General features: G+C 51.5%; 15 protein-coding genes. All 15 read right to left on the bottom strand.

Annotated features, from left to right (window positions below; all coding sequences use genetic code 11):
- Positions 1-8: 8 nt before the first annotated feature.
- The gene (locus FTE26_RS01525) at positions 9-1,172 is read right to left on the bottom strand and encodes a glutathionylspermidine synthase family protein (RefSeq protein WP_000943982.1); all 1,164 of its coding nucleotides are present in this window, start codon (positions 1,170-1,172) and stop codon (positions 9-11) included.
- Between the two features lie 2 nt (positions 1,173-1,174).
- Positions 1,175-1,813, bottom strand: a complete 639-nt coding sequence (locus FTE26_RS01520) for a DUF1190 domain-containing protein (RefSeq protein ID WP_000101653.1) — start codon at positions 1,811-1,813, stop codon at positions 1,175-1,177.
- 9 nt (positions 1,814-1,822) lie between these two features.
- The gene (locus tag FTE26_RS01515) at positions 1,823-2,221 is read right to left on the bottom strand and encodes a DUF350 domain-containing protein (RefSeq protein ID WP_000547760.1); all 399 of its coding nucleotides are present in this window, start codon (positions 2,219-2,221) and stop codon (positions 1,823-1,825) included.
- A gap of 17 nt (positions 2,222-2,238) precedes the next feature.
- The gene (locus FTE26_RS01510; RefSeq protein WP_000012553.1) at positions 2,239-2,898 is read right to left on the bottom strand and encodes a YjfK family protein; all 660 of its coding nucleotides are present in this window, start codon (positions 2,896-2,898) and stop codon (positions 2,239-2,241) included.
- A gap of 50 nt (positions 2,899-2,948) precedes the next feature.
- Positions 2,949-3,647: a PspA/IM30 family protein gene (locus FTE26_RS01505; RefSeq protein ID WP_000511955.1), complete on the bottom strand. Its 699-nt coding sequence runs from the start codon at positions 3,645-3,647 to the stop codon at positions 2,949-2,951.
- Between the two features lie 18 nt (positions 3,648-3,665).
- On the bottom strand, positions 3,666-4,067 hold the full coding sequence (locus FTE26_RS01500) for a YjfI family protein (protein ID WP_000220137.1): 402 nt from the start codon (positions 4,065-4,067) through the stop codon (positions 3,666-3,668).
- Between the two features lie 126 nt (positions 4,068-4,193).
- On the bottom strand, positions 4,194-4,925 hold the full coding sequence (gene rlmB / locus FTE26_RS01495) for a 23S rRNA (guanosine(2251)-2'-O)-methyltransferase RlmB (protein WP_001293282.1): 732 nt from the start codon (positions 4,923-4,925) through the stop codon (positions 4,194-4,196).
- 179 nt (positions 4,926-5,104) lie between these two features.
- The gene (rnr, locus tag FTE26_RS01490) at positions 5,105-7,546 is read right to left on the bottom strand and encodes a ribonuclease R (protein ID WP_000076327.1); all 2,442 of its coding nucleotides are present in this window, start codon (positions 7,544-7,546) and stop codon (positions 5,105-5,107) included.
- A 38-nt stretch (positions 7,547-7,584) separates the two neighbouring features.
- Positions 7,585-8,010: a nitric oxide-sensing transcriptional repressor NsrR gene (gene nsrR, locus FTE26_RS01485; protein WP_001177639.1), complete on the bottom strand. Its 426-nt coding sequence runs from the start codon at positions 8,008-8,010 to the stop codon at positions 7,585-7,587.
- A gap of 204 nt (positions 8,011-8,214) precedes the next feature.
- A complete protein-coding gene (purA, locus tag FTE26_RS01480; protein ID WP_000527955.1) occupies positions 8,215-9,513 on the bottom strand; it encodes an adenylosuccinate synthase in 1,299 nt (432 codons plus the stop codon).
- Between the two features lie 103 nt (positions 9,514-9,616).
- Positions 9,617-9,814 (bottom strand): DUF2065 domain-containing protein, encoded by a 198-nt coding sequence (locus FTE26_RS01475; protein ID WP_001089295.1) that lies wholly within the window; start codon positions 9,812-9,814, stop codon positions 9,617-9,619.
- A gap of 81 nt (positions 9,815-9,895) precedes the next feature.
- Complete coding sequence (gene hflC, locus FTE26_RS01470) at positions 9,896-10,900, bottom strand: protease modulator HflC (RefSeq protein WP_001232412.1); 1,005 nt, start codon at positions 10,898-10,900, stop codon at positions 9,896-9,898.
- 2 nt (positions 10,901-10,902) lie between these two features.
- Positions 10,903-12,162, bottom strand: a complete 1,260-nt coding sequence (gene hflK / locus FTE26_RS01465; protein ID WP_000312484.1) for an FtsH protease activity modulator HflK — start codon at positions 12,160-12,162, stop codon at positions 10,903-10,905.
- 85 nt (positions 12,163-12,247) lie between these two features.
- Positions 12,248-13,528 (bottom strand): ribosome rescue GTPase HflX, encoded by a 1,281-nt coding sequence (gene hflX / locus FTE26_RS01460; RefSeq protein ID WP_000460360.1) that lies wholly within the window; start codon positions 13,526-13,528, stop codon positions 12,248-12,250.
- Between the two features lie 76 nt (positions 13,529-13,604).
- Positions 13,605-13,913, bottom strand: coding sequence for an RNA chaperone Hfq (gene hfq / locus FTE26_RS01455; protein WP_001051883.1), 309 nt, complete (start codon positions 13,911-13,913; stop codon positions 13,605-13,607).
- Positions 13,914-13,974 lie beyond the last annotated feature (61 nt).

The following is a 13,974-nucleotide window of genomic DNA, read 5'->3' as shown; positions in this document are numbered from 1 at the left end:
AAACATTCTTATCCAGCAATGTAATGCGGAACGAAACGTGAGGTGTCTTTGGTGATCAGTGTGTTATCTTCACGGATCCCCATTCCGCACGCTTCATCATCGACAATCCAGCTACCGATGAGTGTGTAGCTATCGCCAAATCGCGGCAGAGGTTGAAACGCCTGGTAGATCATCGGTTCATCGGCGTAATCACCATCAGCGTGGTCAACGACGTTATTCTGACCGTCGAAAATGGTGACGTTTCCGCCTTCGCGCGAGTAGATCGGTTTACGCACATAGCTTTCGCCAGCGGCAATCTGCGGTTTTTCGCCCTCAAACCAGGATGCAAGAAGGTTAGGATGACCAGGAAAGAAGCGCCAAAGCAGCGGCATTAGCCCTTTATTACTCAAGATACTTTTCCATAACGGCTCCACCCATTGCTCGCGACGCTTGCGCAGCAGCGGACCGTTATCGTCACGCATCATCCACTCCAGCGGATACAGCTTAAATGCACGCTGGATGACATTATCATCAAGATCGGTCAGTACGCCGCCGACGCCCAAACCGAGATCTTCAATGTAGATAAACCGCGACTCCTGCCCTGCCTGCTGGGCGCAGTCCTGCAAGTACAGCACGGTACTCCTGTCTTCATCGGTGTCCTGACAGCAGCAAAAATAAAACGGTTCCCGACTGTAAAGCTCACTAAAGCGCGAAATCAGGCGTTCCTGAATGGCGTTGTACTGATCGGCATCACGCGGAATAATGCCGCTGCGCCGGGCATCCTCCAGCCACAACCACTGGAAATAAGCCGACTCATACAACGAGGTCGGCGTATCGGCGTTGTACTCCAGCAGCTTCACCGGCGCATTGCCACACCAGGCAAAATCCATCCGGCCATACAGCGAAGGATCGCGTGCGCGCCAGCTTTCGGCGATCACATCCCAGTACAACGGCGGGATCGCCAGTTGCGTCAGGATCTCTTCGTCTTTAACCGCGCGATCCACCACCTCAAGGCACATCTGATGCAGTTCCGCAGTCGGTTTTTCGATCTGCTCTTCAATCTGGCGCAGAGTAAAACGGTAAGCCCGACTCTCATCCCAATAGATTTCATTGTCGATGATATGAAAGTCGAAACCGTTGTTAGCGGCGATCTGGTCCAGATCCCGTCGCACAGGAACGTTGTGTCTCAGCATGATTAGCCTCCCCAATGCCCACGGGCGCTGGAAGAACGACCATAGCCGCCGCGCGAAACGGTTGACGCTTTTTTGGTGGTAAAGCCGCCTGAAGAGTAAGACTCTTTTTTGCCAGAACCGGAGCGCCAGGAGTAATCACCGGAAGTGTTGCGCCAGACGGGGCGGGAAGCAAATGAGGATCCGCCGCTGTTATAAACAAACTGCTCATCGCGATCTTTACGAATAACCCGGCTTAACAAAAATCCAGATATTACCGGGATCCAACTCTGTTCAACGTTGTCGTAGTAACAATTTTCATACTTAGACTGACAGTTCTGCTGAGTCATATTCTTCGGAACATCGGCATAAAACGCCGCTTTGGCGTTATTCCAGCCACGCGCGCAAATGTCGGCATTATTACCGTCATCAATACAATCCTGCACTGTCGAGTAAAACGTTCCGTCGCCGTCGTTATCGACATCGCTACTTTCACTCCATCCTTTGACTATTAAAAAAACGGCACCGCCCATTAGCACCAACGTTAAGTATTTTTGTGCGTAGCGATTGCGGCGCGGCTCAAAAGGATTATGCGGTCTTCCAATGCGACTGATCGCTCCGTGACCAATTTTACTGTTATTTCTTGATTTGCGTTTTCTGGCCATGATCGTCCATTACCATGTCATACAAGCTGCGTTAAAAATACCGCCAGCCAGCGCGGCGGTTCCCATAAACATTCCTGCTGCGGTATTGTGATTAATAATTTTTTCGCTTAATGCGGGCATATAAAGTCTGACACCAGCAAAAACGAGTAACTGAATCACCAGTGCAATCCCGCCCCAGGCGAAATAGTCTGGAATACTCACCGCATTGATTGCCGCACTGGATAATGGGATAACGTAACCTAACAATGTACCACTGAACGCCAGTGAAGCCGCGGTATTATTGTTTTTGATTAACTGCCATTCGTTGTGCGGTGTAATTTTAGAATAGATAAAAAGAAAAATAATCACCATAGCCACGCCAATAAAAAAATAGGCGCTAAAGGCAAGAAGTGAATCCAGTATATGCATTGTAAACGTCCTTGTAATTAACCAATAATATGAAGTGATGTCAGCGGGATATCGACACCCAACGCGCGCGAAAATAACCACTCTGGCTCGCCGAGATCGTTAAAAGATTCCTCACCATTTAACAGCAAATATTCGTAAGTATCTTCGGTTACTTGGCGTTGGTAGCCCATGGTAAAATTATGGACCTCCCATTTGGCATGGTTTTGATTTTCTACTTTTTCCAGCATGTAGACGGGTTCGATATTTCCCGGTTCTTCGCTGTTAAAAAATCGCTGCCAGCGTTTTTCCTGCCAGTTTAAGATCATTGCCCCCATCACTTTGGCGTTGATCGCCTCGCGCCAGTGACTCTCTTTACTGATACCGTAGCTCTCTTCATAGACAAAGAGCTTGATATCATCAATGTCATCAATATCTTCGCCGCCGGTGGTATTGATTTGCAGAAATTCATCGCCTGAAGTGTAGTAGCGGAAAATCTGACTACCGCCGCCCAGATCGATGTGGCTGACAGCGGCTACCGTAAATTCCTCACCCGGCAGCGCAATCAGCAATTCATCTTCCAGCAAACGAAACGCTAACGTGTCGAGCGTAAAGCCACTATTGAGATGAAGTCCCAGCGGACCGCGAGCGATAGCAGGCTTATTATCCTTGCCAAACAGACGCTGGAAAAAACCAGACATATTTTATCCTTAAAATAGTTGCCAGCCTTTTAGCGAGGCTGGCAAAAAAATTACTCGCCCTGTTGGCGTTGCAGTCTTGCTAATACATCCTGGGCGCTACTTTTATTGCTACCGCCAATTCCGGCTTCCGCCAGCTTTTCATCAAGATCGCGACCGTCTGCGACTTTTTCCAACTGTGCAGCAGCATCCAGGCGAGCCTGACGTTCGGCCTGACGCGTTTGCAGGCGTTTTAAGGATTCTGCCGCTGTCGAAACGCTGGAAGATGCGCCAACGGTAGAGGTTGTTACAGCCTGTTGTGCACGCTGCATGGCTTCAGTGGCTTTAACGACTTCCATTTGCTGCTCAAACTGAGCGATACGCTGCGCTGTCGCTGTAACTGCTTTTTCCACGCCATCACGGGAGACTTCCAGATTCGACAACACTTGCTCTTCAGCGGTAATGAGATTCTCAAGGCGCGCGATTTCTTCAGCAACTTCGTTAATCAACGACGGATTAACGTTCTTGCTTAACGCTTCCAGCGCACGGGCTTCCAGACTGGCTTTGCGCTCACGTAAATCTTTCAGCTTATCGTGACTTAATTTCACCCGCGCCAGCAGATCAACGCGAGATTTTCCGGCTTTATCGAGTTCAGCTTTAGCGTCACGAATATGCTGTTCCAGCATGCGCACGCCCTGGGTTTCTTCAATGGATTCTTCCGCCTGGGAGATAAACGATTTCCCCAGCGTAAATAAACTTTTTAAAATTCCCATAAATACCCGTCCTTGTAATTAGTGTGAATATTCTTCTGTAATTTCAGCCAGATCCAATGCGTTATCTACCAGCGAGGTTATCTCAAGCAGGATATCTTCAAGAGAAGATTTAAGCGATAACGCCCCGAAAACAATGTAATACTCTTCCTGTTGCACGCTGGAGATTCCTACCGATGACAACGGCATCATCTTCTGATTTCTTAATAAGAAGGTATTAAATTCATCTGGATTGCTGATACTACTTACCGGACAAATAAAGGTTTCGATAATCATTTGGCGGGAAGTAAAAAGAATATTGATTTGCAAATCGCCATAATCATTCATTTTAATAATTAATGCGCTCTCGCTATTTGTCACATCAATATTTTGTTCAGGTACAGTTTGCAGCGCCGTCGCCAGCGCCAACGGATTCCATGTCATATATTATTCCATATAGATTTAGTTTAAATATTAATAAAATGAATATTTGCAGTACGTAATTATCTTACCAGCTATAGACAAAAAAAAACCATCCAAATCTGGATGGCTTTTCATAATTCAGACGAACTAGCTGCGCTGACGAACCGCTTCAAATAAGCAAATTCCGGTTGCAACCGAAACGTTCAGGGAAGAAACACTTCCTGCCATTGGGATGCTGATCAACTCATCGCAATGTTCACGGGTCAGGCGACGCATACCTTCACCTTCCGCGCCCATCACCAGCGCCAGGCGTCCGGTCATTTTGCTCTGATAGAGTGTATGATCCGCCTCGCCTGCCGTACCGACGATCCAGATATTCTCTTCCTGCAACATACGCATGGTGCGCGCAAGGTTAGTCACCCGAATCAGTGGAACGCTTTCTGCCGCGCCGCAGGCTACTTTTTTCGCCGTAGCGTTGAGCTGTGCGGAGCGATCTTTCGGCACAATCACCGCGTGAACGCCAGCAGCGTCCGCGCTACGCAGGCACGCGCCGAGGTTGTGCGGATCGGTTACACCGTCGAGGATCAGCAGGAACGGTTGATCGAGCGAAGCGATCAGATCCGGCAGATCGTTTTCCTGATACTGACGTCCTGGCTTCACGCGGGCGATAATGCCCTGATGCACGGCACCGTCGCTTTTCTCGTCGAGATATTGGCGGTTTGCCAACTGGATAACCACGCCCTGAGACTCAAGGGCGTGAATCAGCGGTAACAGACGTTTATCTTCACGGCCTTTTAAAATAAAGACTTCCTGAAAACGTTCAGGGGCGCGCTCCAGCAGGGCCTGCACTGCGTGGATGCCGTAAATCATTTCGCTCATTAATGTACTCGTTGTTTACGTTTTGCCTGATGCACTACGTTTATCCGGCCTACATGATCTCTGCAATATATTGAATTTGCGTGATTATGTAGGCCGGATAAGGCGTTCACGCCGCATCCGGCATGAACAAAGCGCATTTTGTCAGCAATCTAACCCTCTTCTTTTAAAGAGGGTATTGATCACTCTGCCACTTTTTTCTTCGCCGCACGCTTCGCTTTGGTCGCTGCGGCTATTTTCTGCGTTTTCGCCGATGGCTTTTTCGCTTTTCTCGCGTCTTTCTTCGCCGCTTTCGGCTTCGTTTTTTTCTCACCGCGGAAGGCGCTGTCTGGCTCAAAGTTTACCTTTTTACCGACCTGACGACGCTTGCCGCCTTTTTTGCCTGCATCGCCTTTTTTCGCTTTCTCGCGCGCCGTTTTACCGACGTTGCGCGGTGCGCGTTCACTGGAGATCAGACTAAAGTCGATTTTGCGCTCGTCCATATTAACCGCTTCGACTCGAACTTCCACGCGATCGCCCAGGCGATAAGTCTGGCCGCTGGATTCCCCCATCAGGCGTTGCCCTACCTGGTCAAAGCGATAGTAGTCATTGTCCAGCGAAGAGACATGGACCAGACCATCAATGAACAAGTCGTCCAGACGGACGAAGAAGCCAAAGCCAGTGACGCTGGAAATTACGCCTTTAAAGACGTTACCTACCTGGTCGAGCATGAAGTCACACTTCAGCCAGTCAGCGACATCGCGCGTTGCTTCGTCGGCACGACGTTCCGCCATCGAACAGTGCTGACCCAGTTGCAACATCTCTTCCATCGAATAATGGTAGCCGCCGGTTTCAGTGGTGTTGCCCTGATGCCCCTGCTCTTTCGCCAGCAGATATTTAATGGCGCGGTGCAGCGTCAGGTCAGGATAACGACGAATCGGCGAAGTAAAGTGCGCATAGGACTGCAATGCCAGACCGAAGTGACCACGGTTTTCTGGATCGTAAATCGCCTGTTTCATCGAGCGTAGCAGCATGGTTTGCAGCATTTCTGCATCAGGACGGTCGGCAACCGACTCCAGCAGTTCCGCGTAGTCACGCGGTTCCGGCTTGTTACCACCCGGCAGCTCCAGCCCCAGCTCCGCCAGCACTGAACGGAAAGAGGTAATCGCTTCGGTGCTCGGCTTGTCGTGAATACGGAACAGTGCCGGTTCTTTCGCTTTCTCAACGAAACGCGCCGCCGAGATATTCGCCAGAATCATGCACTCTTCAATTAATTTGTGCGCGTCGTTACGCTGGGTCTGTTCGATACGTTCAATACGGCGTTCAGCGTTGAACATGAACTTCGCTTCTTCGCTCTCAAATGAGATCCCACCGCGTTCTTCACGGGCTTTATCCAGCACTTTATAGAGGTTATGCAACTCTTCGAGATGCTTAACCAGCGGGGCGTACTGCTCGCGCAGATCCTGATCGCCCTGCAGAATATGCCAGACTTTGGTGTAGGTCAGACGCGCGTGAGAGCTCATCACCGCTTCGTAGAATTTGTAGCCCGTCAGGCGGCCTTTCGACGAAACCGTCATCTCGCACACCATACACAGGCGGTCTACCTGCGGGTTGAGCGAACACAGGCCGTTAGAGAGCACTTCCGGCAGCATCGGGATAACCTGCGAAGGGAAGTACACCGACGTGCCACGGTTACGCGCTTCTCTGTCCAGCGGCGTTGGCGGACGCACATAGTAGCTGACGTCGGCAATCGCGACCCATAAACGCCAGCCGCCGCCGCGTTTTTTCTCGCAGTAAACTGCATCGTCAAAGTCACGGGCGTCTTCGCCATCAATGGTGACCAGCGGTAAATCGCGCAGATCAACACGGCCCGCTTTTGCTTCTTCCGGCACTTCTTCTTTCAGCCCGGCAACCTGTTGCTCAACAGCCTGCGGCCAGATGTACGGAATTTCATGGGTACGCAGAGCGATATCAACCGCCATGCCGGTGCCCATATTGTCGCCCAGCACTTCGACGATTTTACCCACCGCTTTGGTGCGGCGAGTCGGACGCTGAGTCAGTTCGACTACGACCACAAAGCCCATCCGCGCGCCCATGATCTGATCGGGCGGGATTAAGATATCGAAGCTCAGACGGCTATCGTCAGGAACCACAAAGCCGACGCCCGCTTCAGTAAAGTAGCGACCAACAATCTGGCTGGTTTTTGGCACCAGTACGCGGACAATACGCGCTTCACGACGACCTTTACGGTCAGCGCCCAGCGGCTGCGCCAGCACCTGATCGCCATGAATGCAGGTTTTCATCTGCTCGCTGGAGAGATACAAATCATCTTTACGCCCTTCAACCCGCAGAAAGCCGTAGCCATCACGGTGGCCAATAACGGTACCTTTCACCAGGTCGAGGCGTTCCGGCAGCGCATAGCACTGACGACGAGTGAAGACCAGTTGACCATCGCGCTCCATCGCGCGCAGGCGGCGACGCAGGCCTTCAAGCTGCTCTTCGCCTTCAATGTGCAGTTCTACCGCCAGCTCATCACGGCTGGCCGGTTTTTCACGTTTGGTTAAATGTTCGAGGATAAATTCCCGACTAGGGATGGGATTCGCGTATTTTTCAGCTTCGCGTTCCTGGAAAGGATCTTGTGACATCTCGGTTCCTCCGTTGTCATCTCTGATGAAGATTTTCGTCACTCCACCAGCAATAATTTATAAAGCGGTTGATTCTCTTCAACCAAATCGGCAAGCGTGTAGTTATCCAGTTCCGTAAGAAAACTTTGCACGGCCTTAGAAAGCGCCTGTTTCAACCGACAGGCAGGTGTAATGTGGCAAAACTCACTGCTGCAATTCACCAGCGATAAGGGCTCCAGCTCGCGCACCACATCACCAATACGTATCGCACTCGCCGGTTTACCCAGGCGAATGCCGCCATTTTTTCCACGAACAGCAGTCACGTAGCCGGCACGACTAAGTTGATTGATTATTTTGACCATATGATTACGGGAGACGCCGTAGACGTCAGTCACTTCAGAAATACTGGTCATCCGCCCTTCTGGCAATGACGCCATGTAGATCAGCGCACGTAATCCGTAATCAGTGAAACTCGTTAACTGCACATCAACCTCAAAAGGGAAATCGGGAAAAAATACATTTATATTGATGATAAACCAGCCACAAGCTGTGTCGCTAATTTATTTCAGTTCGGGGAAGGAAAAAAGCGAGGATTTAACACTGTGTCGGATAGCGTAATGGCTTAACCGACACAGCAATGTATCACACTGTTAGCCCGGCAGGCAAAATATCTGCCAGGCGTACCAGAATTACGCGTCGAACGGATCGCGCAGAATCATGGTTTCAGTACGATCCGGACCGGTAGAGATGATATCGATCGGCACACCAGTCAGCTCTTCAATACGCTTGATGTAGTTCAGCGCCGCCTGCGGCAGACCGCTACGATCTTTCACGCCGAAGGTGGATTCAGACCAGCCCGGCATGGTTTCGTAAATCGGCTCTACACCTTTCCAGTCGTCAGCTGCCAGCGGAGTGGTCGTCACTTCACGACCATCCGGCATACGGTAAGCCACACAGAGTTTCACCTCTTTCAGGCCATCCAGAACGTCCAGTTTAGTCAGGCAGAAGCCAGACAGGGAGTTCAGCTGTACCGCACGACGAACGGCAACGGTGTCCAGCCAGCCGGTACGACGACGACGCCCCGTAGTTGCGCCGAATTCGTTACCCTGCTTGCAGAGGAACTCGCCAGTTTCATCAAACAGTTCGGTCGGGAACGGACCTGCACCTACACGAGTGGAGTAAGCTTTGAGGATACCCAGAACGTAATCAACATAACGCGGGCCCAGGCCGGAACCGGTCGCCACGCCACCAGCAGTGGTGTTGGAAGAAGTTACGTACGGATAAGTACCGTGGTCGATATCCAGCAGCGTACCCTGCGCACCTTCAAACATGACGAAATCGCCACGCTGACGCGCCTGGTCGAGCAGGTCAGAAACGTCAACCACCATAGAAGTCAGGATGTCGGCAACAGCCATCGTATCATCCAGAACTTTCTGGTAATCAACCGCTTCAGCTTTGTAGTAGTTAACCAACTGGAAGTTGTGATATTCCATCACTTCTTTCAGTTTTTCAGCGAAGGTTTCTTTGTCGAAAAGGTCGCCAACACGCAGACCGCGACGTGCTACTTTATCTTCATAAGCAGGCCCGATACCACGACCGGTGGTGCCGATCGCTTTCGCGCCACGCGCTTTCTCACGCGCGTTATCCAGCGCAACGTGATAATCAAGGATCAGCGGACATGCTTCAGACAGCAGCAGACGCTCACGAACGGGGATGCCACGGTCTTCCAGTTCTTTCATCTCTTTCATCAGCGCGGCCGGAGACAGCACAACACCGTTACCGATGATGCTGGTTACATTCTCGCGGAGAATACCTGATGGAATAAGATGGAGAACGGTTTTTTCACCGTTGATTACGAGAGTATGGCCTGCGTTGTGACCGCCCTGGTAGCGTACAACATATTTAGCCCGTTCAGTCAGAAGATCGACGATCTTACCTTTACCTTCGTCACCCCATTGGGTGCCCAGTACGACGACGTTGTTACCCATTTTTCAAAATCACCGTTTGCTTAAAAATGGATTCTACCATCGCTTTTTCAGAGTTACAGCACTTTTTGCACTCAAAAATGACCTCGATCAGTCTGTTTTTTGTTCAGCCAATCGTTTTCCTCAACATGTAGTAGACCACAACGCCCGCAACCACAAGTCCACCGCCAAAACGACGTAAAATATTATCGGGCAAATTGGTCATCGCAGAGATCATCTTCTTCCATGCCTTCGGGTAAAGCATCGGCCCTAAACCCTCTAGTACCAAAACCAGGGCAAGCGCCAGCCAGATTGTCGAATTCATTCATTATCCTTATAGAAAAAGAAAACCACCGACATCCCTGAGGATGCGGTGGCTTTAATGACCTGTACCGCAGTCGTTATATTAACGCGTTGCGGAAGTCGGCGTCTTCATGTAGCGGAAGAAATCGCTATCCGGGCTCATGACCATCACGTCCTGATTGCCAGAGAAGCTGTTCTCATAAGCACGCAGGCTACGGATGAATGCGTAGAAGTCCGGATCTTTACTGAATGCATCAGCAAACAGTTTGGCTGCTTCGGCATCGCCTTCACCACGCATGATGCGGCCCTGACGCTCAGCTTCTGCCAGCGTTCTGGTCACTTCATAGTCGGCAGTCGCGCGCAGTTTTTCCGCTTCTTCCTGACCTTGTGAACGGTGACGACGCGCTACCGCTTCACGCTCGGCGCGCATACGGTTGTAGATCGCTTCAGACACTTCTGTCGGCAGGTTGATCTGCTTAATTCGCACATCGACAACCTCAATACCCAGCGCCGCCATACTGTTCGGGTTGATGACCGGAACTTTGCCCTTCGTCTCAGCCGTTACGCGCTCTGCCGCTTCGGCAATGGCGTTATCCGCTGCCGGGGTAGTAACTTCATCTTCTGTACCCGCAGAACCGGAGTTCAGCGCGTCACGTACTTCGAGGGTCAGACGACCACGGGAATCGGTGACGATGTCTTTCACGTCCAGGCGACCAATTTCAGAACGCAGACGGTCAGAGAACTTACGTTTCAACAGCACTTCCGCTTGCGAAATGTCGCCACCACCCGTTGCCAGGTAGTAACGGCTGAAATCGCTGATGCGCCATTTGATGTAAGAATCGACGATCAGGTCTTTCTTCTCTTTGGTCACAAAGCGGTCGGCCTGGTTGTCCATGGTCTGAATACGTGCGTCGAGCATTTTCACCGTTTCAATGAACGGTATCTTGAAATGCAGACCCGGCTCATAAACCAGAGGTTTGTTGTCATCGTCACGCAGTACCTTACCAAAACGCAGCGTAATACCGCGCTCACCTTCTTTGACGACAAAGACAGACATGTAAAGCACTACCAGCACGATGATGATAATCGCGATAACTGACTTACGCATCGTTATTCCCCCTGACGCTGGTAGTCGTTACGCTGCGCGTTGGCGCGGCGTTGGTCCATAATATCGCCCTGACTGGTGGACGACGTGTTGCTTGCTCCACTGGTTGTGGAGGAAGAGGCTGGCGGCAGACGCAGCAGATTGCTGGTACCGTTATCGCTCTTCGCCGCAGGGGCGTTACCGCCTTTCAGCATCTGGTCTAACGGCAGAACCATCAGGTTGCCACCTTTATCGTTAACCAGCACTTTGCGGGTGTTACCCAACACTTTTTCCATCGTCTCGATATACAGACGCTCGCGAGTAATTTCCGGCGCGGCTTTATATTCCGGCAGAAGTTTAGCAAAGCGCGCCACTTCACCCTGAGCTTCCAGGATGGTCTGGGCCTTGTACGCACGCGCCTCTTCGAGGATACGTTGCGCCTGACCGTTCGCACGCGGCTGAACTTCGTTGGTATACGCTTCTGCTTCACGAATGTATTGCTGTTCGTTTTCACGCGCGGCAATCGCATCGTCAAACGCCGCTTTTACTTCTTCCGGCGGACGAGCAGCCTGGAAGTTGACGTCCAGCAGCGTGATACCCATGTCATACGGACGGATAGTCTCTTCCAGTTCGCGCTGAGTATCGCTACGAATCACGGTACGACCTTCCGTCAGAATGCGGTCCATGGTGTATTTACCGATAACCCCGCGCAGGGCGCTGTCGGTAGCCTGACGCAGGCTGTCATCCGGGCTGGTCACGCTAAACAGATATTTTTCCGGATTGGTGACGCGGTACTGCACGTTCATCTCAACGCGCACTACGTTCTCGTCCGACGTCAGCATCACACCAGAAGCGGCCAGTTCACGCACGGCTTCCACGTTCACCGGTTTGACTTCGTCGATAAACGTCGGTTTCCAGTTCAGACCCGGCTCAACCAGATGGCTGAATTTACCAAAGCGTGTTACCACGCCGCGTTCGGCTTCTTTAATGGTATAGAAACCACTGGCCGCCCAGATAATGACAATCGCTGCCGCTGCGATGGTAACGACACGACCGCCAAGCTGCGGGCGCGGGCCTTGCGATGAACTGCCACCGCCAGATCCGGTGCCTTTACCGCCGCCCAGACCACCGAGCTTTTTGCTCAGTTTGCGGAAGATATCATCTAAATCAGGTGGCCCTTGATCGCGACCGCCTTTGTTTCCATTTCCCTCAGAGTTGCCGCCAGGTTTGCTGCTTCCCCACGGGTCGCGGTCTTGTCCGTTATTACCGGGCTGATTCCACGCCATGTTTGTGCTCCATATTTGTTATGCGGTGATCCCTGTTGTCTTTCGACGCCAGAGGATATGACTCCACGCTTCAGACGCTACGCCGTTAGATCAGGTAATCGATCAACGCCGGTTCTTGTTTACAGAGGCGACGCCAGTCAACGATCGGCATACGAACTTGCAGACTTACGCTGCCGTCCTCCTCCATCCACTCTTTTTCTATTGCCTGAAGCTGATAAAAACGACTTCTCAGACGCCCTTCCTGCGGCGGCAAACGCAATGTATGCTGCGCCACCTCGCCGGAAAGCCGCTCCGTCAAAGCCTGAAAAAGCTGTGGTATCCCCGCTCCGGTCTGTGCGGAAAGCCAGACACGGATCGGTTTGTTCTCTTCGTCCCGATCAATACGCGGTTCGAAATCTTCCAGCATATCGATCTTGTTCATCACCAGCAGGGTTGGGATCTCGTGAGCGTCGATCTCTTCAAGAACTGTATTCACCGCTTCGATGTTTTCTTGTACACGCACATCCGCCGCATCAATGACGTGCAGCAGTAATGTGGCTTGCCGCGTCTCTTGTAACGTGGCTTTAAATGCCGCCACCAGATCGTGCGGCAGGTGGCGAATAAACCCTACGGTATCTGCAAGTACGGTTTCACCGACATCTGCAACGTCAATACGCCGCAACGTCGGGTCGAGGGTGGCAAACAACTGGTCTGCCGCGTAGACCCGCGCTTCGGTGATGCGATTGAAAAGGGTAGATTTACCGGCGTTGGTATATCCCACCAGCGAAACAGTAGGAACGTCGGCTTTGATACGCGATTGCCGCCCCTGCTCACGCTGCTTTTCAACTCTTTCCAGGCGTGACTGTATCTGCACGATGCGATTACGCAACAAACGACGGTCGGTTTCGAGCTGGGTTTCACCCGGACCACGCAAACCTATCCCGCCTTTCTGTCTTTCAAGGTGGGTCCAGCCACGCACCAGGCGCGTAGCCAGATGGCGCAGCTGCGCCAGCTCAACCTGCAACTTACCCTCATGGGTACGCGCACGTTGGGCGAAAATATCTAAAATAAGGCCGGTGCGGTCGATAACACGACACTCGCACAAACGCTCCAGGTTACGCTCTTGCGCCGGGCTCAGGGCATGGTCAAAAAGAACGACCGAAGCACCCGTCGCTTTGACAGCTTCCGCAATTTCAACTGCTTTACCTTCACCTACAAAATACTTTGGGTGCGGCGCTTTACGGCTACCGGTAATCACCTGCAATGCTTCGACACCGGCGGAAGAGACCAGAGATTCAAACTCCTGGAGGTCTTCCATATCTTTGTCTTGCGTAAAATAGATGTGTACCAGTACCGCCTGCTCACCAGCATCATAACGGTCAAACAAGCGTATAACCCTCTAAATAGATCAGCGGGGAACGCAGGATCGCTGGCTCCCCGTGTAAAAAAAACAGCCCGAAACCTTATTCGGTTTCTTCGCTGTCCTGTTGCGCGGAAGTATTCTGCGCGCTGCTACCATGATGGTAGTTACTGCTGGTACCGCCACCGGCGTTGTTACTGTGATGAGAAACCGGGCGAGACGGGACAACAGTAGAAATCGCGTGCTTGTAAACCATCTGGCTGACCGTGTTTTTCAACAGGATCACGAACTGATCAAAAGACTCGATTTGCCCTTGCAGCTTAATACCATTCACCAAATAAATAGAAACTGGAACACGTTCCCGACGCAGTGCGTTCAGGAACGGATCTTGTAAAGATTGCCCCTTAGCCATTCTCTCTTTTCCTTATATGCTTATTTGTACTTTGAACCTTTCGATTCTGAAAAAATTGCGC

The sequence above is a fragment of the Escherichia sp. S10b genome (assembly GCF_028421345.1).
Taxonomy (GTDB): Bacteria; Pseudomonadota; Gammaproteobacteria; order Enterobacterales; family Enterobacteriaceae; genus ECMA0423.
The sequence above is the reverse complement of the archived record's forward strand: the minus strand, read 5'-3'. Positions and strand labels throughout refer to the sequence as shown.